Genomic DNA, 17,906 nt, shown 5'->3' on the forward strand with positions numbered 1-17,906 from the left:
CCCAAGTCTACGGTGTCATGATGACACTGTGTTGGTGTGGTGGGCCACCGGCAAGTCAGGTTCAGTGTGACCTGAAAATCATGCTGACAAGTCGCGCAAGCCAGTTCCAGGAGGAGGACCCGCCCCTTGCTGCCCGCAACGCATGACTGATGGCTGCCTGGGTAGCGCGACCGGCAATGCCGTCGGCGGCGAGACCATGTTCCTGCTGAAATCTGCTCACGGCGCTGGCTGTGCCGGGGCCGTAGATGCCATCCATGTCGACGACATAGTCGAGGGCAACCAGAGCTTCCTGCAACTCGGTGACCAGTTCACCCCGTGAGCCGATCTTCATCAGCCGGTCGCCCGGCGCGGGTCCCTCCACCTGCTGTCTATAGGCTTCCGCCAACTTCAGGTGATAGCCGTTCTTGGCGAAGCCGGGGCCATTGTAACCATGGCCAACAGCTTCCCAATCATGGGCGTTGAGTGCCGTGGTAAGTCCCGATTTGTCGATATAGCGCGCCATCAGCCGGGCCTGACCGATGGCTCCGGAGCGTGCTTCTTCGACGAGGCCGTCGACCGTATCGAAACCCAGCCATTGCCAGTGCGCACCCATGACCTGGCCTAACCCCCAGGACGTCGATTCATAGGCCGCCTGCCGGTCGATTTGCGCCGCCCGTTCGATGAGTAGCCAACGCGCGGCCTGGCTGCGAGGATTGGCGATCGCACCCGCAACGGGAGAGGCAAGGCCGGCGGCTCGTGCCGTTTCTTGCCTGTCGTCCGCAAGCCTGCGATCGAAGTAGTGTCCCTCGAAGCGGATCAAAGGTTCATTGCGTCCGTCGATGCGGGCAAAAACCTGGCCAGCACTTTCCACCTCGGCAATGGCGAGCAACGCCTTGGGTTCGAGCCCGAATTCCCGCGCTGCCTTTTCGATTGCGTCCGCTGTATGCTTGCTGAACATGCGATCCCCACTCCCTGAGACGGGAGCCATTGTCAAACGACCCTAGCGGCCGCGGATGAACATTTGCGTAATCGGACTATCGCATGGAGTAGGTGATGAGCCTGTAATCCTTGACTTTTCCGGCCTGCATTGAAAATCGTCGGGCAAGGCGGTAGGGCAGCGGACATGAACCTGTCCTCTTCTCCTTTCCGCGTCGCAGCGCTTTATCGTTTTGTACGTCTCGATGGCTACGAGACGCTGCGCCAGCCGCTGGCCGCCTTCTGTTGCGGACGTGACATCAAGGGCACGCTGCTTCTGGCACGTGAGGGCATCAACGGTACCGTCGCCGGCAGCGAACAAGCCATTGCAGAACTCATCGCGCATCTGGAGGCGATGCCGGAATTCGCCGGCCTGGAGGTCAAATATTCTTCGGCCACCGAAATGCCATTCCATCGCATGAAGGTGCGGCTGAAGCGAGAAATCGTCACCATGGGCGTGGAGGACATCGATCCGCTTCGTGCCGCCGGCAGCTACGTCGAGGCGGCCGACTGGAACGCCTTGATCTCCGATCCTGATACCGTCGTCATCGATACGCGCAACGACTACGAGGTGACGCTGGGCACCTTCAAGAACGCAGTCGATCCTCACACCAAGAGCTTTCGCGAGTTTCCGCAATGGGCGCGCGAGCATAGCGCGGAGCTCGAAGGCAAGAAGATCGCCATGTTCTGTACGGGCGGCATACGCTGCGAGAAGGCGACGGCCTATGTGAAGTCGCTCGGCTTCGATGATGTGTTCCATCTCAAGGGCGGCATCCTGAAGTATCTGGAAAATGTGCCGCAGGAAGAAAGTCTCTGGAAAGGCGAGTGTTTCGTCTTCGACGAGCGCGTCTCCGTCTCGCATGGGCTCGAAGAAGGGGAAGCGGAACTATGTCGGGCTTGCCGGCATCCGCTGACCCTCCAGGAGCGGATTTCGGCACAGTATCAACCGGGTGTCTCTTGCCCGCATTGTTATGAAGCGCGCAGCGATGAGGATCGTGCCCGCTATGCCGAGCGGCATCGTCAGGTGGAATTGGCGGATCGGCGCGGCGAGCGCCGCCATATCGGCAGGTAGAAGGGCTTTTATCGGCTGCCTGGTGCGACCGGGTTTAGAACGTCATTGTAATGTTGCCTTGGCGCGCCTACCTCTGCGAGGATCAACCGCCGAGCCCAGAGCGTTTCCGTTTTTCGCGGAACGCGGGAACGCTCTAACTTTTGTTTTTACGCAATTCCAAACGCAAAACCGCGCTTTTGCTGGAATTGCTTAGCTGGAGCCATAGATGTTCGACCCCAAGAAACTGCTCGACGATCTCCTGAGTTCACAGGTTCCCGGAACCACCGGAACGGTGCGCGACAAAGCGGGCCAGGCTGTGCAGATGGCCAAGGACAATCCGCTTGCCGCAGGTGCGCTTGCTGCCGTGCTGCTGGGCACCGGTGCAGGGCGTCAGGTTACCGGTACCGCGGTGAAGCTTGGCGGTCTCGCTGCCATTGGCGGCCTCGCCTACAAGGCCTATCAGAATTACAAGGCAGGCCAGCAGCCGACTGAAGCAGCAAAGCAGCCGGAACTGCTGCCGCCGCCGGCCGGCGACAGCTTTGATCCGGCGCAGGCGCCGCAGGGCGAGGGGGAGTTCGCGCTCACCATCGTGCGCGCCATGATCGCCGCCGCCAAGGCCGACGGACGCATCGACGAAGAAGAGCGCGGCAAGATCATCGACAAGGTCAGCCTTTCCGGTCTCGGCGCTGAAGCGACGGAGTTCTTGAAAGAAGCTTTGGCCGCGCCAGCCGACGTGGATGCACTCGCCTCGGCTGCCAGGAACGAGGCTCAGAAGATCGAGCTTTACACGGCCTCGCGCCTGGCCATCGAGCCGGACACGCGCGCCGAGCGTGGCTATCTCGACATGCTGGCTGGACGGCTCGGGCTGGACGACAAGCTGGTTGACCACATTGAGGCGACCGTTTCGGCAGCGAAGGAAACTGTGCCGTCATCTGGCGCCGGTACCAAGTGGTAACGCACCCTGTCGATGCCTGCTACCGCGTCCGATCTGAAGCATAACAGGTGCGTGCTGGTCTACTGCTGAGGTGCTTTGCCATCGCTGATGAAGACAAGCGATAAGGGCTTACTCTTCACTGTGCCCTCACAACTGAGCGTCATCTTTCCTGCGAAAGGATTGTTGAAGGTACATTGACCAGATGCCTGGCCACCACTGGAAGCAACTCCTTGGATACCCAGGTTCAGCTCAAAGCGAACCAGCTTGATCTGGTCGATATCGTCGGTTGGACCTGGAAGGTCGCTACCCACGATGCTCAGGGTCGCACCGTTCTTAACCAAAAACTGAAACTGGATGCTGTCGGCTGAGGGACTTTTCGAAATCAGAACCGGTTCGCAACCAGGCGTGAAATCCTTGCCGGATACAAGCAATCGCACGCATTCGCCGCGCAATGCCATCTGCTGATCGGCATCGCCGGCAGCCGCGTTATGTGAGACCCCCACTGCAACCATGAGAGAGCAGCGCAGTAAACAAGCCGATTAGCCAAGGCAAATCCCCCCACAGGCAATACATTTGTCCCAAGTCAAGTTTGTTCTTGTTATGTTCTAGCAAATGTTTTCTCCGGCGGCAAGAGAAAACCGGTCCTGGGACGGTGATTGCCGTACGATCGTTGTTGACGGCAAGGCTTGTTAACTTGTCGTTAACCAGTCAGGCGCATCATTTTAATTAGTCGGATCGGCTTTCCTCCTCCCAAGCTGGTTCAGATCGGGCGGTCGCCAATGACCGCCCTTTTTGTTGATCTCCCAATCGTTCCGTCCGCTCTGGTGCTTGTCTTTGAGGGCATCGTTTGCCATGCCTCTTGCTTTCCAGGGAGGACGACATGGCAATCAAAGGCACGGCAATCGTCACCGGCGCTGGCACCGGTATCGGCAGGAGCGTGGCAACCGCGCTGCTGAAGGACGGCTGGAACACGGTGTTCTGCGGTCGTCGCAAGGCACTGCTGGAGGAGGCGATCGCCGGTGCCGGTGAGGCCGAGGCTCGGGCTCTGGCGGTGGCATGCGATATCACCCAGCCGAACCAGGTCGAAGCCCTGTTCGAGGAAGTCGTCGCAACCTTCGGGCGCGTCGACCTGCTCTTCAACAATGCCGGCATGGGATACAAGTCGACGCCGATCGACGAAATTCCGGTCGAGGTCTGGAACGATGTCGTGGCGGTCAATCTGACCGGCTCGTTCCTGTGCGCTCGCGCCGCCTTCGCCGCGATGCGCCGGCAAACACCCATGGGCGGGCGCATCATCAACAACGGTTCGGTTTCCGCGCAGGCACCGAGGCCAGGTTCCGTGCCCTACACTGCCACGAAACATGCCATCAGCGGCCTCACCAAAACATTGGCGCTCGATGGTCGGCCCTTCGACATCGCCTGCGGGCAGATCGATATCGGTAATGCACTGACCGATATGGCCGTGCCGATGACGGTAGGGGTGCCGCAAGCCAACGGCACGATTGCCGCGGAAGCGGTGATGGATGTCGAGCGCGTGGCGGAAGCGGTTGTCTATATGGCGGGCCTGCCGCTCGACGCCAATGTGCTGTTCATGACGGTGATGGCAACCAAGATGCCACTGGTGGGGCGGGGATAGGCAGCGACTTTCCGCCCTCGCTCAAGACAAGGAGGAACGGCTCAGCATTCTCCATCCTTGAGCTTCGCGGTGCCTGCCGCGCGGCGTGCGCAGTCATTGCCATAGGTCTTGCGGTCGCATCCGCAGACCGGTCGATACTCTTCCGTGCAGACCTCGGGCTTTGGCATGCAGATTCCCATGCGGTCGGCACGACCACACTGGGTTTCGGCCGGAAATTCGCAGAACCGGCCGGCATCGCAGGTGAGGCCCCTTATGCCGCCACAGGCCTTGACCGGCTCGTCAGCAAGGCCAGGAAGGATGGTCGCGCCAAGCAAGGTGAAGGCCGCAAATCCGATGGCGACGATGCGTCTCATTTCGTGTCCTGCTGACGCTTGGCATTCGCAGCGAGGAAGTCACCGATGCGTTCCAGCGCACGAAGGATGTTCTCTTCCGAATTGGCATAGGAGAGCCGCATGTAGCCTTCGCCGAGTACACCGAAATCCGGCCCTCCGATCAGCGCCACACCGGCTTGCTCCAACAGCGCCGAGGCCAGTTTCTTGGCTGCCCAACCGGTGCCCGAGATGTTGGGGAACGCATAGAAGGCGCCCTTCGGCGTAATGCACGAAATGCCCGGCAGCGTGTTCAGACCTTCCACCACCAGCCTTCGACGACGATCGAAGGCCTTCATCATGACTGTGACCTCGTCCTGAGGTCCATCTATGGCGGCGATGCCGGCATATTGGCTTGGCGCATTCACGCAGGACCAGCAGTTGACTGCAAGCTTGCGCACCTTGTCGTAGAGATGCGCGCCTTTTTCCCCATTCGGCCAGATTGACCACCCCATGCGCCAACCTGTCATGGCCCAGGTCTTCGACCAGCCGTTGAGCACGATCAGCCTGTCGCGGATTGCCGGAAACTGAAGCAGGGACGTGTGAGCCGCGCCGTCATAGGTCATGACGTCGTAGATCTCGTCGGAGAGGATGGCTACGTGCAGGTGCTTTTCCAGTCCCTTCACCAGCTTCTCGATTTCGGCGCGCGGGGTAACGCCGCCAGTCGGATTGGCCGGTGAATTGAGGATGAGCAGCCGGGTGGCCGGCGTGATCAGCGCCAGTGTCTCCTCGGCCGAGAAAGCAAAACCGTTTTCCTCGCGGATCGGCACCGGCACGGGCCGTGCACCGGTGAACTCGATCATCGACCGGTAGATCGGGAATCCGGGATCCGGATAGAGGATATCGGTGCCCGGCTCTCCGAACATCAGGATGGCGGCGAACATGGTCGGCTTGCCACCAGGCAGGATCATCACATTGTCCGGTGAAACCTCGATGCCGGTCGTCGTCAGCGTGCGACGTGCAACGGCTTCGCGCGTGGCCAGAAGGCCGGTGGCCGGCGTGTAGCCATGATGGCCGTCGCGCAGTGCCTTGATCGCCGCCTCGACAATATGCGCAGGCGTGCGGAAATCCGGCTGGCCGATGCCGAGATTGACGATGTCGCGCCCCTGTTCGGCAAGCGCGGTGGCGCGGGCGAGCACGGCGAACGCATTTTCCTCGCCAAGGCGGTCGAAGGCAGGGATCGTGTGGATCATTTTGTTGGTCCAGCTGGAGCTAGTTGCGGGCTGTTGTTTTTTGGAAGGGTGGAGGGGCCCTGTCAAACGAGGAGATTTCGAAGAATTACTGCATCGATTTTAGACCCAAAGGTCGCACTTACGACGGTTTGCGACCACCCATAGATGCAATAATTCTTCGAAATCGCCTAATATGGAGCCGATTGTGACCGAGGACTTGAAGAACTGGCAGCCGCGTCCGCGTCCCGAACGCAAGGTGCTCGAAGGGCGTTATGTGCGCCTCGAACCGCTCGATGCCGCTCGCCACGGTGATGGATTGTTCGAAGCATCTTCCGTCAGCGACGCCGACGGCCGTTTCCGCTGGTTGCCGGAATTCGCGCCTGAGAAACGCGAGGATTTCCAACCCTGGCTGGACAAGGCGGAAGCCAGTGCGGACCCGCTGTATTTTGCAGTGATCGACAAGGCGAGCGGCAAGGTCGCCGGGCGCCAGACCCTGATGCGTATCGAACCCGCCCATGGCGTCATCGAAATCGGCCATATCTACTGGGGGCCACTGGTCGCGCGCAAACCGGCGGCGACGGAGGCACAGTTCCTGTTCGCGCAATACGCTTTCGATGATCTGGGCTATCGTCGCTACGAATGGAAATGCAACAACAACAATGCGCCCTCAAAGCGGGCGGCTGAGCGATTCGGCTTCAAGTTCGAGGGTATTTTTCGCCAGAACCTCGTGGTCAAGGGTGAGAATCGCGACACTGCGTGGTATTCCATCATCGACAAGGAATGGCCGGATCTGAAAAAGGCCTACGAAGCATGGCTCGATCCGAGCAATTTCGATGACCAAGGCCAGCAAAAGCGCCGTCTGGAGGATTTTCAGGCCTGAATATATTTCAGCTTGCTAATGCGTCTTTGTTAGCCGGGAAAATTTTTTCATGGTTCAGTGTATGACCGCCATCGGATACTTTAATATCCAAATGGATTGAATTAAGTTCGGCGCCCAAAGAGGGGTGACCGATGGGTCGTGAACATCATTCCCACGCAGACGGTGACCACAATCACGGTGGTGCAGGACATCAGCACGAAACTTCAGACAAGAAGCGCGTGCTGATTGCTGCAATACTGACCGGTGGATTCATGGTCGCCGAAATAATCGGCGGGATGCTCACGGGTTCTTTGGCGCTGCTTGCGGATGCCGGCCACATGTTCACCGACGCCATTGCGCTGGCATTGGCGTGGTATGCCTTCCATCTCGCCGACAAACCAGCGACAGGCCGGCACACCTATGGCTATGGCAGGGTCAAGACCCTCGTCGCCTACACCAATGGCCTGGCGATTTTTCTCGTTGCATTGTGGATCTGCTATGAGGCCTGGCGACGGTTCCAGGCACCTCCGCCGGTGCTGGGCGGGCCGATGCTGGTGGTCGCGTTGCTCGGCCTCGTGGTCAACATCGCAGGCTTCGTGATCCTGCATGGTGGAAGCCGCGAGAGCCTCAACATGCGCGGTGCCATCGTGCATGTCCTGGGCGATCTTCTGGGCTCCCTGGCCGCAATCGTTGCAGCGCTGGTCATCATGGCCACCGGCTGGACGCCGATCGATCCGATCCTGTCGGTGCTGGTCGCGGTGCTGATCCTGTCAACCGCCTGGAGCCTGATGCGTGCAGCCGCGCATGTGCTTCTGGAAGGCTCTCCTCCCGGGCTCGATCGCGACCTGATCACCCAGGATCTGCTAGCTTCCGTCAAAGGCGTTCGCGAAATCCATCATGTCCATCTGTGGTCGATCGATGGCGCAAGCAACATGGCGACGCTGCATGCAAGCCTGATGGATGGGCTGGACGCGCACATTGCGGTGGACGCCATCAAACAGCGGCTGTTCACCCAGCATGGTATCAGCCATGCAACCGTTGAGATCGACTATGATCGCCGTGCCGAAGACGGCCGCGCGCGCGACCAGGTCCGTGGCGTCACATCGCAGCCCAGGCACCTGCATTAAAGCGTCGGCTGTGCTAACCATCCTGTCGGGAAGTGCAGGTGGTCCGGAGTGATGATGAGTCCTGAAAACAAGAGCGCCGCCATCGCTGCGCTGTCGATCATGCTGCTGTTCGGTGTGACCGCGTATTATCTGCCGACCATCATGCTGGCGATCGGCCATTTCTCGACGGTGTTGGCCGGCGCTTTCGCGGTTCTTTTCGTGGCTGCGTTCTTCCTGGTGTTCTGGCTGCGCGGGCGAAAGCGCTCGCAAGGGAGAGACTGAAATGCGCGTGCTGATCACCGGTGCCGCTGGCATGATCGGCCGCAAGCTCGTCGCGCGGCTGCTCAGGAATGGAACCCTGCGCGACCGCAAGATCAGCCAGCTCGACCTGCATGACATCGTGGCGCCCGAGGCAACCGGCGGTGCCGACATTGTCATCAACAGCCATACCGGCGATCTTTCGGCTTCGGGAGCCGTTGCGGCGCTGGTTGCGGCGAAGCCGGATGTGATCTTCCATCTGGCGGGAGTTGTCTCAGGCGAAGCGGAAGCCAATTTCGACCTCGGCTATCGTGTCAACCTCGATGGCACCCGCGCCTTGTTCGATGCGGTCCGGCTTGCTGCCTACAATCCGCGCCTGGTGTTCACGTCCTCGATCGCGGTATTCGGCGCGCCCTTTCCGGAAGTCATCCCGGATGACTTCCACGCGACACCGCTGACCTCATACGGGACCCAGAAGCTGATGGGGGAAGCGCTGCTGTGCGACTATTCGCGGCGTGGCCTGTTCGATGGCGTCGCGATCCGGTTGCCGACCATTTGCGTGCGGCCGGGCAAACCGAACAAGGCCGCATCCGGTTTCTTCTCCGGCATCATCCGCGAACCGCTGAAGGGCGAGGGCGCAGTGCTGCCGGTTCCGCGCACGGTGGTGCATACCCATGCTAGCCCCCGATCGGCGGTAGGCTTCCTGGTTCGTGCTGCCGAGATCGATGGCGCGGCGGTCGGGCCGCGGCGCGCGCTCAACATGCCCGGCGTTGGCGTCAGTGTCGCAGAGCAGATCGAGGCACTCGGCCGCATTGCCGGCAGCAAGGCGGTCGCGCTGATCCGCGAGGAGCCCGACGAGGCTGTCTGGGCGATCGTGAAGAACTGGCCGACCCGTTTTGAAGCGCGCCGCGCACGGGAACTCGGCTTCGTCGCCGAAACCAGTTTCGACGACATCATCCGTGCTCATATCGAGGACGAGATGATTTGATCGATCGGCGGCCACCGTCTCTTTCTGAACGAAGAGAAGGTCAGGCGCCGAGGCTGGCGGTCAACAGGATCAGGCCGAACAGGAAGACCAGCGCCGCGCCGCCGATTTCGATGGCCGAATGGACGCGGTTGCCGAGGCGGCCGTTGCCTGCAAGCGCTACCGCCCAATCCTTTGCCGTGACGGCCAGCGTCGCCAGGATGGAAACGGTGATCGCCGTACCGACCGCCATCGCCAGCACCGAGAGGATGCCGCCGGCCCAAAGCCCGTTGAGGAAGGCAAAGGACAGCACGATCAGGGCACCGGAGCATGGCCGGATGCCGACAGCGGCGACGGCCGTCCAGGCGGTGCGCCAGTCGAAGCGATCGCCGGAAAGCAGCGTGGGGTCCGGTGCATGCGAATGCCCGCAGGTTTCGCAGACCTCGCCCGGCCCATGATGGTGATGATGGCCGCCATGATCGTGATGGTCATGTGCATGATGCACATGGCCATGGTGATCGTGATGGTTATGATGATCGTGTTCGGCATGATCATGCGCGGCATGGTCATGTGTATGAGCGGCGTGGGCATGACTGGCATGGCCGGCATGCGCGGCGGACAGGCTGTAAGCCGGCGCTGCCCCGAACAGCCGCGTCAGCGACGGACCGAGCTTTCGCCACAGCAGCCAGGCGCCGAAGGCGGTGACGAAAGCGTAGGAGGCAATCTCCAGGAACCATGCCGTGTCGGTCATGGAGACGGAGGTGCCGCGTAACACGAAATAAGCGAGCAGCATCACCACAATCGCTGTCACGGCCTGCAGGAAGGCGGAGATGAACGACAGCAGGATGCCGCGCCGCAGCGCGACTTCGTTGGCCAGCATGTAGGAGGAAATCACGGCCTTGCCGTGACCGGGGCCGGCGGCGTGGAAGATGCCGTAGAGGAAAGACAAGCCAATCAGCAGCCACAGCTTCGAGCCGTCCTGGCGCATCGCTTTGATGGCCTCGGCGAGGGCATGGTAAAAGCGCTGCTGGTGCAGGTTGACCCAGTTCAGGAAGCCCGCAAACAGCCCGGTCGTCGGCGTCATGGCATCATTGGTGCCGATACCGAGCGAACTCTGCGCATAGGCGTGGCCGGCCGCGGTGATGAAGGCGACACCAAGCAGGCAGACAATCAGGCGGGTGGTCGTCCTGTTCATCGAGGTTACCCTTCCGTGCGGCAGTTCAGCTCGAGCTTGGTGGCGAAGATCTTGCTCATGTCGGTGCCCGTCGGGTCATTGAAGAAGGCCTCGGTGAGCGTTTTCTGGTTCTGTGCGATCGCCGTGTCCGGATCGGGCCGTACCACCGCACGGGCGCATGAGGCCGGCAGATCCTTCACGGAGAGGTTGGCGTCGTCAGTGAAATCGATGGCGGTATAGAAAGTGGGATCATAGACGCCGAGATCGATCTTGCCCTTCAGCCTGATCGGCTCCTGCGGCTGGTCCTCGAACAGCACGATCAGCTGGTTGTTGTCGAAGGAGGCAACGATTTCGGGCGGCGCCTTCATCTTGATGTCCTTGCCGTCGAGCGTGACCATCTGGAAATAATTGTATTCGGCCAGCGATGCCTTGATGGTGTTCGCCACTTCCTTCAGCTCGGCGTCGTCGAGCTTGAGGTCGGAATTCTTGTCGAATTCCATCAGCACGGTCGAGGAAAACAACTCGTCGAAACGCCACAGGTGGCGCAGCGCGGCGATCGACTTGTGGTCGGGAGAAAGCACGACGTCCAGGCGGGCCTCGGCAAAGACGTGCGGATGGACAAGGGCCGGCGTCGTGTCGGCGAGAAGCAGACCGAAGGTAACGGCCATGGTGGCTGTTGATGCCCGAACGTGCATGGCCGGCGACGATTCCCCAGTGTCAGTGTGGCCTGAGGGTTACCAGAAACCGGGCGAAAATGGGACCTAGCTAACGAAAATGTTATGACGTTTCGTGCGTCTTGAACCACTGCACCATGAAGTCGACGAAGACACGCACCTTGGCGGGCAGGTAGCGGCGGTGCGGATAGACAGCGAAGATGCCGCCGTTGAAGTCGATGCGGTCTTCCAGCAAGGACACCAGCCGGCCGCTCTTGATTTCGGGTGCTGCGATGAAATCAGGCAGCAGCGCAAAGCCAAGTCCGTCCAGTGCGGCCATGCGGGTGGTGATCGGGCTGTTGACCATCATCGGGCCACTGATCGGGATGCTGGTGATATCGCCGTCATCGTCGCGGAACGGCCAGTTCGAAGCCCAGCGACCATTGGTGTCGACCACGCAGGGCATGTGTGCGAGATCCTGCGGTCGGGTCGGCTTGCCGTATTTGGCGATCAGTTCCTGCGAACCGCACAGCTTGAGCGAGAAGGGGGCCAGCTTGCGGGCGATCAGCGAGGAGTTCTCCAGCCGGGTGATGCGAATGGCCAGGTCGAAACCTTCTTCGACGAGGTCGACGAAGCGGTCGTCGAGATGCACTTCCAGCGAGACATCCGGATATTGCTTGGCAAAGTCGATCATGGATTGACCAACTGCGGCGTCGGCCATGGTGCGCGGCGCGGTCAGCTTGATCCTGCCGCGCACGTCGCCGGCGCTGTCGCGCACTGCATCGGACAGGCTGTCGATCTCGCGCACGATCTCGGAGGCGCGGCGATAGTAGGTGTGGCCAGCCTCCGTCAGCGAGAACTGGCGCGTGGTGCGGTTGAGCAGCAGCGCACCGAGTTCGTCTTCCAGCTCGCGCACATATTTGGAGAGCAGCGCCTTGGAACGGCCGATCTTGCGGCCTGCCGCCGAGAAGCCTTCCGCCTCGACCACATCGATGAAGGCGCGCATCCGGGTGAGCGTGTCCATGGCGTCAGGCCTTTCCAATCGTTTCGAGAATGCGTCGTCCGAGCCCGATCAAGGCAAGGTCGCTCCCTATGGGGCCAAGCAGGGAGATGCCGAAGGGCGCGCCATCGACCATGCCCAACGGCAAGGTCAGCTGCGGAAAACCGGAGAGACCGGACAGGCAGAGCAGATGCAGGGCGCGCTCGCGATAAGTCTGGGTGTCCTCGAAACTCGAAGCCGCGAGCGGTGCCGCCCCGGGGACAGTCGGCAAAACGAGGACGCCGTCCTTGTCAAGGCGGTCGGCCAGTTCGGCGCGGAAGGCATCTCGACGCGCAATCTCGACCTTCGTGGTCCCGGCGTCGATGGTGGCGCCAAAGGCAAAACGCTCCTTCACGCCAGGGCCGAGGCGGCGGTCTTTCTCCGAAATCCAGGCGCCGTGCGATTGCCAGGCCTCGTGTGCCTGCAATCTGCGGAAACACCAGTAGAGGTCATCGAGGTCGTGGATGAGGGCAGAGGCACCCTGCGGCTCACCAAGCATCGGAGCGATGGCCTTGATCATGTGCCGGTAAGCATGCGTTTCTGCTTCGCCCAGCAGGAGGGCGTCAAGGGCCGCCAGGCGGAACGCTCGCGCGGGCAGCTCGGCATAGCTCTGTCCGAGCAGCACCTGCGCCACTTTCTCGTATGCGTGGATATCCCTCGCGAACCAGCCGAAGGTGTCGAAGCTGGGTGCCAGTGGCATGGTGCCTTGCAGGGAGATCGCGCCATGTGTGGTGCGTAGGCCGATCAGGCCGCAGAAGCTGGCCGGCGCGCGGATCGAACCACCGGTATCGGAGCCGGTGGCGATGTCGGCGAGCCCGCCCGCAACCGCGGCGGCCGAGCCGGACGAAGAACCCCCGGTGACGCGGTCGGGCGCGGCCGCATTCACCGGGTGTGGGTAGTGAGCGTTCTGGCCCATCAGCGAGAAGGCGAGTTCGTCGGTCTGCGTCTTGCCGACGAATCGCGCACCGGCGTCGAGCAGCCTTTGCACCGTGGGTGCAGTCGAGGGCGCGGGTTTGCCGGTTTCCGTCCTGTCGGGGTTGCCGCAGCCGGTGACATAACCGGCAACGTCGAAAATATCCTTCACCGCCAGCGTCAGTCCAGCCAACGGTCCAGATTGTGCATGGGAAACAGGGGCTTGGCCGAGATCGAGGAAGGCGTTGAAGCGGTTGTTCTGCTGGGGCATCGTTCAATATCTGGATACGGTGCGTCCACAGTCGTTCGACAACGGATTTTTTTCAAGCCGAGGTCCGATTTTAATTGATTGTGAAAACATGCGCGCCTATATCGCGCTTGCCCAAAGTCGCACGTGCCTGTGGGCGTCCCCCGACCCTCGAATGGCGAGGATATCGGGACGGTACCCGGGAAGTAACGAGCCCGGTCGGTTCAGCGGCCAACCGCCGATCCGAGGACGTCTTGAAGCAACGACGGTGCGGGCCTTTCTGGTGTTTTCCGGTTGTCCATAGACCGGGGTTACTGAAGAGGCACACCCTCATTGCCGGCAGTGCGGTTGGGAACTCCCATCCAAGCCAAGGCAGACAAAGCGGATCATAGCCGGGCAAGGCTAGGTCCATCGCCGCGAGACGGCTTTCGATGGCTCCGGGGTCTCCACCGGCTGGTGCTATCGGATTTTCGTCCCGCCTTTGTTTGACCGCGTGTTCGCGAGGCTGAAGCCCGCGTCCCGCACCTTTGCACGCGCCGCAAGGCGCGATGGAGAGTCCTATGGCTACGCAACGTGTTCTCGATTTCCTCGCCACCCGACGTCCGGAAGGCCCCTGCCTCGTCGTCGATCTCGACGTCGTGCGTGACAATTTCCGCGCCTTCGAGAAGGCGCTGCCCGATTCCAAGATCTATTATGCGGTGAAAGCAAATCCGGCGCCGGAGATCCTGCGCCTGCTTGCTGCGATGGGTTCATCGTTCGACACCGCGTCGGTTGCCGAGGTCGAGATGGCGCTGGATGCGGGTGCAACCGCCGATCGCATCTCCTTCGGCAACACCATCAAGAAGGAGCGCGATATCGCCAAGGCCTATGCGCTGGGCATCCGTCTCTATGCCGTCGACAGCGTCGAAGAGGTCGAGAAGGTTTCGCGCGCCGCGCCAGGCGCCCGCGTGTTCTGCCGTGTGCTGACCGATGGTGAAGGTGCCGAGTGGCCGCTGTCGCGCAAGTTCGGTTGCGTGCCGGCGATGGCCGTCGACGTTCTGCGTCATGCCCGCAAGCTCGGCCTCGATGCCTATGGCGTGTCGTTCCATGTCGGCTCGCAGCAGACCGACCTCACCGCGTGGGACCGTGCCCTGGCCGATGCCAAGCGCGTGTTCTCGACGCTGGCCGAGGAAGGCATCGTGCTCAAGATGGTCAACATGGGCGGCGGTTTCCCGACCCGTTACCTGAAGGATGTGCCGGCGGCGCAGGCCTACGGCCAGGCGATCTTCGGCGCACTGCGCAAGCACTTCGGCAACGACATTCCGGAAACCATCATCGAGCCGGGTCGCGGCATGGTGGGCAATGCCGGCGTCATCAAGTCGGAAGTCGTGCTGATCTCGAAGAAGGCCGACAACGACAATGTGCGCTGGGTCTACCTCGACATCGGCAAGTTCGGCGGTCTCGCCGAGACGATGGACGAGGCGATCCGTTACCCGATCGTGACCGCGCGTGACGAGGATGAGAAGGCGCTCTGCGTGCTCGCCGGCCCGACCTGCGATTCGGCCGACGTCATGTACGAAAAGGCACCGTATCCGCTGCCACTGTCGCTCACCATCGGCGACGAAGTGCTGATTGAGGGCACCGGCGCCTACACGACCACCTATTCGGCGGTTGCGTTCAACGGCTTCGAGCCGCTCCGATCCTACGTGATCTGACGGGCGGACAGCCCGTCAGATCACCCGATCGCCGGTGCCTTTGGGCGCCGGCGGTGGGTTCGCTTGTGGAACAGTTCTCCGCTCGTGAAGGATCGCGGAAATGGACATTGCCAAAACCCTGCCGGCAGCGTTGCCTGCCATTCTCATCACGGCCGAAGCCGCGGCCGATGTTGCCGCACGCGAAGCGCTGCTCGACCGAGCCATGGGAGCGGGACGCAAGCGCAAGTCGTCGGAAAAGCTGCGGCGTGGACGCCGCGCTTCCGAAGGGCTTGCCTTTGTTGCGCGCAATGAAGGCGGTGCTGTCGTCGGGACCGTGCGGCTGTGGGATGTCCGCCTGGGCGACCAGGGTGGAGCAGCGTTGCTGCTCGGCCCGCTCGCCGTCGATCCGACCGTCAAGAGCGCCGGCATCGGTTCGGCGCTGATGCATCATGCCATCGCGGAAGCGGCTCGCCTTGGCCACCGGGTGATCCTGCTTGTCGGCGATGCCCCTTATTACGCGCGTTTCGGCTTCTCGGCCGAAAAGACCGGCCGGCTGGCGATGCCCGGTCCCTACGAGCGCGATCGCTTCCTGGCGCTGGAACTGGCGCCGGGTGCACTGGATGGTGCCCGGGGCACCTTGAGGGCTTCAGGGCGCAAGGCAGGCGAGCGCACGGCGATGAGGGTCGCAGCAGCCTGAAACGGCAGGGCTGGAGCGTTTCCGTTCTTCTAAGGAAACGCTCTGACTTGTCGTTTGTGCAATTCCGGACGGAAAACCGTTGCGCAGCTTCCTGGAACTGCTCTCGACGGCGGCAGGCGGGTTTCGGCTCACTGTTGCCGCAACTGCCATCAGCGCCAGCAGATGCTGCCTAGGAACGCGCTCCGCTGTTAGAGCGCGCTCGTCACTGGACGCGCAAGGACGCTCTAACATTTTGCATTCGCGTATCGTGCTTCCCCGAGATCGATTTCGATTTCAGGTCGATACGCTGGCTCCGATGGTCGTCGATATCGAAGCGATGGTCTTCGGGTCAGCCGATCAACTGGCTGAGTGCCATGGCGACCGACATGTCGCCCTCGACCTTCAGCTTGCCGGTCATGAAGGCCATGGTCGGGTTGAGATCGCCGGAGAGAAGCGACTCCAGATTGTCGAGCGAAAGCTTGATGGTGCAGTCGGTCGGGGCGTCCGTGGTCGAGATCGCTGCGCCGTCGATGACGATGACGCCGTCGGCGCCGGTGTCGAACTTCACCGATTTGTCGAAGCCGGCGCTTTCGACCTTGGACTTGAGGCTTGCCGCGATTTCCTGAACGCCCATGATTATCTCCCAGTCTTTGCGCGTCGCGCGTGTTCGTTTCCAGCCGGCTTTGCCGGGCACTGCGGCGTTCAAGCCTCGCGCGAACGCGTTCAAGGAGGCCTCGGCGCCGAAGCCGTTCTATAGCCTTCAGTTGACGTTTACGTCAACGTGATTTCTGCGTCATCGTGGCAAGAAAAAAGCCTGCGCACGCCATTGCGCAGGCTGACGGAAATCGCGCGGAAAGCAGCCCAACAGAGTCGACAGTAAGTCGTTCTCTGGTGGACTGAAGGTCGACTAGAACTCCATATCTTCCATGCCGCCGCCATCGAATCCTGTATCCTCGGCGGCAGGCTCCTTTGCGGGCTGTTCGGCCGCCTGGGCTTCGTTGGCGCCGAACATGCTGCCGACGGCGTTTGCGAGCAGCATGCCGCCCGCGACGCCCATGGCGGTTTGTGCTGCTCCGGCAAGGAAGCCGCCGCCTGCACGTTGCTGGCCGAAACCGCCGCCCTGGTTGTAGCCGGGGGCATATGCTGCGTTGGCGCCGACCTGAGGAACGGATGCGCGAGCGGGTTGCCGACTGCCGCCGAACAGTCCGCCGAAGAGGCCGCCGCCCGATGTACGCGAAGCTTCGGCTTCTAGCCGTTCGATCTGGGCGCGGGCGGATTGCAAGGCCTGTTCCTGCACGACAATGGTTTGCGCCATGTAGTACGGCGCGCCGGGCTGGGATGCGACCTTGTCGCGGATGAGGGCCTCTGCCTCGGTGTCACGCGGCGGTGATTGCTGTTCGACAAGCGCGAGCTTGCCGAACAGCTGATCGATCGCCTGGCTGTCGTTGCGGTCCATCTTGTTCTCCTTGGCTGTGCCGATTCCCGGGCGCGCTTATTCGCGCTCGCCCGTGAAATTCAGCAGCAGCTGGAAGATGTTGACGAAGTTCAGGTACAGCGAGAAGGCACCCCAGACGGCCATTTTCTGGCGCGACTCGCTGTCGAAGTTCTCGGCATACTGTTCCTTGATGTTCTGCGTGTCCCAGGCGGTCAGGCCGAGGAAGACGACAATGCCGATGACCGAGATCGCGAACTGCAGCGCCGACGAACCCAGGAAGATGTTGACGATGCTGGCGATGACGACGCCGATCAATCCCATGATCAGGAAGGACGAGAACTTCGTCATGTCGGTCTTGGTCGTGTAGCCGTAGAGGCTCATTGCGCCGAACATCGTGGCGGCGATGAAGAAGGTGCGGGCGATCGAGGTGCCGGTGAAGACGAGGAACACCGAAGCGAGCGACAGGCCCATGACCGCGCAGAAGGCCCAGAACATGGCCTGCGCGCCGGCGGCCGACATCGTCTGGATGCGGAACGAGAACAGCAGCACGAAAGCGAGCGGCGCGAGCATCACCACCCATTTCAGCGGGGTGGAGAAGATCGGCACATAGAGCGCGGGGACCGAGCTCACGGTGAAGGCGATGACGCCGGTCAGGACGAGTCCGAGCGCCATGTAATTGTAGACGCGCAGCATGTGCTGGCGCAGGCCCTCGTCGAAGAGGACGGCACTGGGCTGGCCGAAGCCGGCGTGTAGACGATAGTCGGGCGAGTTCATGTCATGTCTCCTTGGGTGGAT

General features: G+C 61.6%; 20 protein-coding genes. 9 read left to right on the forward strand and 11 right to left on the reverse strand.

The annotated features are described in order from the left end of the window. Window positions 1-61 precede the first annotated feature (61 nt). A complete protein-coding gene (locus C1M53_RS17975; protein WP_129413475.1) occupies window positions 62-937 on the reverse strand; it encodes an N-acetylmuramidase domain-containing protein in 876 nt (291 codons plus the stop codon). 165 nt (window positions 938-1,102) lie between these two features. Between C1M53_RS17975 and C1M53_RS17980 the strand changes: the two genes are divergently transcribed. Both C1M53_RS17980 and C1M53_RS17985 read left to right on the forward strand, forming a co-directional pair. After that, window positions 1,103-2,026: a rhodanese-related sulfurtransferase gene (locus C1M53_RS17980; protein ID WP_165358179.1), complete on the forward strand. Its 924-nt coding sequence runs from the start codon at window positions 1,103-1,105 to the stop codon at window positions 2,024-2,026. 205 nt (window positions 2,027-2,231) lie between these two features. Further along, window positions 2,232-2,960 (forward strand): tellurite resistance TerB family protein, encoded by a 729-nt coding sequence (locus C1M53_RS17985; RefSeq protein WP_129413476.1) that lies wholly within the window; start codon window positions 2,232-2,234, stop codon window positions 2,958-2,960. Window positions 2,961-3,019: 59 nt separating this feature from the next. Here the strand turns inward: C1M53_RS17985 and C1M53_RS17990 are convergent, their stop codons facing one another. After that, the gene (locus tag C1M53_RS17990; RefSeq protein ID WP_129413477.1) at window positions 3,020-3,451 is read right to left on the reverse strand and encodes a hypothetical protein; all 432 of its coding nucleotides are present in this window, start codon (window positions 3,449-3,451) and stop codon (window positions 3,020-3,022) included. A 368-nt stretch (window positions 3,452-3,819) separates the two neighbouring features. On the opposite strand from C1M53_RS17990, the gene C1M53_RS17995 reads away from it, so the two are divergent. Continuing rightward, complete coding sequence (locus C1M53_RS17995; RefSeq protein ID WP_129413478.1) at window positions 3,820-4,575, forward strand: SDR family oxidoreductase; 756 nt, start codon at window positions 3,820-3,822, stop codon at window positions 4,573-4,575. A gap of 41 nt (window positions 4,576-4,616) precedes the next feature. On the opposite strand, the gene C1M53_RS18000 is transcribed toward C1M53_RS17995, so the two are convergent. Continuing rightward, window positions 4,617-4,928 carry a Kazal-type serine protease inhibitor family protein gene (locus C1M53_RS18000; protein ID WP_129413479.1) on the reverse strand — a complete coding sequence of 104 codons (312 nt, stop codon included), beginning with the start codon at window positions 4,926-4,928 and terminating at the stop codon, window positions 4,617-4,619. Next, entirely contained in the window at window positions 4,925-6,136 is a 1,212-nt protein-coding gene (locus C1M53_RS18005) for a pyridoxal phosphate-dependent aminotransferase (RefSeq protein ID WP_129413480.1), read from the reverse strand. Before C1M53_RS18005 ends, C1M53_RS18000 begins: the two co-directional genes overlap by 4 nt. 184 nt (window positions 6,137-6,320) lie before the next feature. Between C1M53_RS18005 and C1M53_RS18010 the strand changes: the two genes are divergently transcribed. The 4 genes from C1M53_RS18010 to denD all read left to right on the forward strand — a co-directional run bounded on the left by C1M53_RS18010 (window position 6,321) and on the right by denD (window position 9,326). After that, window positions 6,321-6,995, forward strand: a complete 675-nt coding sequence (locus C1M53_RS18010; protein ID WP_129413481.1) for a GNAT family protein — start codon at window positions 6,321-6,323, stop codon at window positions 6,993-6,995. A gap of 218 nt (window positions 6,996-7,213) precedes the next feature. Beyond that, on the forward strand, window positions 7,214-8,101 hold the full coding sequence (locus C1M53_RS18015) for a cation diffusion facilitator family transporter (RefSeq protein ID WP_348629994.1): 888 nt from the start codon (window positions 7,214-7,216) through the stop codon (window positions 8,099-8,101). 51 nt (window positions 8,102-8,152) lie between these two features. Continuing rightward, window positions 8,153-8,362 carry a hypothetical protein gene (locus C1M53_RS18020; RefSeq protein ID WP_129413483.1) on the forward strand — a complete coding sequence of 70 codons (210 nt, stop codon included), beginning with the start codon at window positions 8,153-8,155 and terminating at the stop codon, window positions 8,360-8,362. 1 nt (window position 8,363) lies between these two features. Continuing rightward, window positions 8,364-9,326 carry a D-erythronate dehydrogenase gene (gene denD / locus C1M53_RS18025; RefSeq protein ID WP_129413484.1) on the forward strand — a complete coding sequence of 321 codons (963 nt, stop codon included), beginning with the start codon at window positions 8,364-8,366 and terminating at the stop codon, window positions 9,324-9,326. A gap of 40 nt (window positions 9,327-9,366) precedes the next feature. On the opposite strand, the gene C1M53_RS18030 is transcribed toward denD, so the two are convergent. The 4 genes from C1M53_RS18030 to C1M53_RS18045 all read right to left on the reverse strand — a co-directional run bounded on the left by C1M53_RS18030 (window position 9,367) and on the right by C1M53_RS18045 (window position 13,351). Beyond that, window positions 9,367-10,497 carry a nickel/cobalt transporter gene (locus C1M53_RS18030; protein WP_129413485.1) on the reverse strand — a complete coding sequence of 377 codons (1,131 nt, stop codon included), beginning with the start codon at window positions 10,495-10,497 and terminating at the stop codon, window positions 9,367-9,369. A 5-nt stretch (window positions 10,498-10,502) separates the two neighbouring features. Next, window positions 10,503-11,144 (reverse strand): DUF1007 family protein, encoded by a 642-nt coding sequence (locus tag C1M53_RS18035; RefSeq protein ID WP_245488622.1) that lies wholly within the window; start codon window positions 11,142-11,144, stop codon window positions 10,503-10,505. 109 nt (window positions 11,145-11,253) lie between these two features. After that, on the reverse strand, window positions 11,254-12,153 hold the full coding sequence (locus C1M53_RS18040; protein WP_129413487.1) for a LysR family transcriptional regulator: 900 nt from the start codon (window positions 12,151-12,153) through the stop codon (window positions 11,254-11,256). A gap of 4 nt (window positions 12,154-12,157) precedes the next feature. Next, window positions 12,158-13,351 carry an amidase gene (locus tag C1M53_RS18045; protein ID WP_129413488.1) on the reverse strand — a complete coding sequence of 398 codons (1,194 nt, stop codon included), beginning with the start codon at window positions 13,349-13,351 and terminating at the stop codon, window positions 12,158-12,160. A 536-nt stretch (window positions 13,352-13,887) separates the two neighbouring features. On the opposite strand from C1M53_RS18045, the gene odc2 reads away from it, so the two are divergent. After that, window positions 13,888-15,021, forward strand: coding sequence for an ornithine/lysine decarboxylase (gene odc2, locus C1M53_RS18050; protein ID WP_129413489.1), 1,134 nt, complete (start codon window positions 13,888-13,890; stop codon window positions 15,019-15,021). Between the two features lie 100 nt (window positions 15,022-15,121). After that, window positions 15,122-15,697, forward strand: coding sequence for an N-acetyltransferase (locus tag C1M53_RS18055; RefSeq protein ID WP_129413490.1), 576 nt, complete (start codon window positions 15,122-15,124; stop codon window positions 15,695-15,697). A gap of 328 nt (window positions 15,698-16,025) precedes the next feature. On the opposite strand, the gene C1M53_RS18060 is transcribed toward C1M53_RS18055, so the two are convergent. The 3 genes from C1M53_RS18060 to C1M53_RS18070 form a co-directional block, all read right to left on the reverse strand. After that, on the reverse strand, window positions 16,026-16,310 hold the full coding sequence (locus C1M53_RS18060) for an SCP2 sterol-binding domain-containing protein (RefSeq protein WP_129413491.1): 285 nt from the start codon (window positions 16,308-16,310) through the stop codon (window positions 16,026-16,028). Window positions 16,311-16,583: 273 nt separating this feature from the next. Further along, on the reverse strand, window positions 16,584-17,132 hold the full coding sequence (locus C1M53_RS18065; RefSeq protein WP_129413492.1) for a DUF2076 family protein: 549 nt from the start codon (window positions 17,130-17,132) through the stop codon (window positions 16,584-16,586). Window positions 17,133-17,168: 36 nt separating this feature from the next. Then, window positions 17,169-17,885, reverse strand: a complete 717-nt coding sequence (locus tag C1M53_RS18070) for a Bax inhibitor-1/YccA family protein (protein ID WP_129413493.1) — start codon at window positions 17,883-17,885, stop codon at window positions 17,169-17,171. Window positions 17,886-17,906: the final 21 nt, after the last annotated feature.

The organism is Mesorhizobium sp. Pch-S (genome assembly GCF_004136315.1).
GTDB lineage: Bacteria > Pseudomonadota > Alphaproteobacteria > Rhizobiales > Rhizobiaceae > Mesorhizobium.

Excerpts from the sequence above, each read along its gene's own strand:
- C1M53_RS18065 (WP_129413492.1), bottom strand. The coding sequence starts at position 17,132 with ATGGACCGCAACGACAGCCAGGCGATCGATCAGCTGTTCGGCAAGCTC.
- C1M53_RS18070 (WP_129413493.1), bottom strand. The coding sequence starts at position 17,885 with ATGAACTCGCCCGACTATCGTCTACACGCCGGCTTCGGCCAGCCCAGT.
- C1M53_RS18055 (WP_129413490.1), top strand. The coding sequence starts at position 15,122 with ATGGACATTGCCAAAACCCTGCCGGCAGCGTTGCCTGCCATTCTCATC.
- C1M53_RS18060 (WP_129413491.1), bottom strand. The coding sequence starts at position 16,310 with ATGGGCGTTCAGGAAATCGCGGCAAGCCTCAAGTCCAAGGTCGAAAGC.
- C1M53_RS17985 (WP_129413476.1), top strand. The coding sequence starts at position 2,232 with ATGTTCGACCCCAAGAAACTGCTCGACGATCTCCTGAGTTCACAGGTT.
- C1M53_RS17980 (WP_165358179.1), top strand. The coding sequence starts at position 1,103 with ATGAACCTGTCCTCTTCTCCTTTCCGCGTCGCAGCGCTTTATCGTTTT.
- C1M53_RS17975 (WP_129413475.1), bottom strand. The coding sequence starts at position 937 with ATGTTCAGCAAGCATACAGCGGACGCAATCGAAAAGGCAGCGCGGGAA.
- C1M53_RS17995 (WP_129413478.1), top strand. The coding sequence starts at position 3,820 with ATGGCAATCAAAGGCACGGCAATCGTCACCGGCGCTGGCACCGGTATC.
- C1M53_RS18005 (WP_129413480.1), bottom strand. The coding sequence starts at position 6,136 with ATGATCCACACGATCCCTGCCTTCGACCGCCTTGGCGAGGAAAATGCG.
- C1M53_RS18000 (WP_129413479.1), bottom strand. The coding sequence starts at position 4,928 with ATGAGACGCATCGTCGCCATCGGATTTGCGGCCTTCACCTTGCTTGGC.
- C1M53_RS18040 (WP_129413487.1), bottom strand. The coding sequence starts at position 12,153 with ATGGACACGCTCACCCGGATGCGCGCCTTCATCGATGTGGTCGAGGCG.
- C1M53_RS17990 (WP_129413477.1), bottom strand. The coding sequence starts at position 3,451 with ATGGTTGCAGTGGGGGTCTCACATAACGCGGCTGCCGGCGATGCCGAT.
- C1M53_RS18035 (WP_245488622.1), bottom strand. The coding sequence starts at position 11,144 with ATGGCCGTTACCTTCGGTCTGCTTCTCGCCGACACGACGCCGGCCCTT.
- denD (WP_129413484.1), top strand. The coding sequence starts at position 8,364 with ATGCGCGTGCTGATCACCGGTGCCGCTGGCATGATCGGCCGCAAGCTC.
- C1M53_RS18030 (WP_129413485.1), bottom strand. The coding sequence starts at position 10,497 with ATGAACAGGACGACCACCCGCCTGATTGTCTGCCTGCTTGGTGTCGCC.
- C1M53_RS18020 (WP_129413483.1), top strand. The coding sequence starts at position 8,153 with ATGATGAGTCCTGAAAACAAGAGCGCCGCCATCGCTGCGCTGTCGATC.
- odc2 (WP_129413489.1), top strand. The coding sequence starts at position 13,888 with ATGGCTACGCAACGTGTTCTCGATTTCCTCGCCACCCGACGTCCGGAA.
- C1M53_RS18045 (WP_129413488.1), bottom strand. The coding sequence starts at position 13,351 with ATGCCCCAGCAGAACAACCGCTTCAACGCCTTCCTCGATCTCGGCCAA.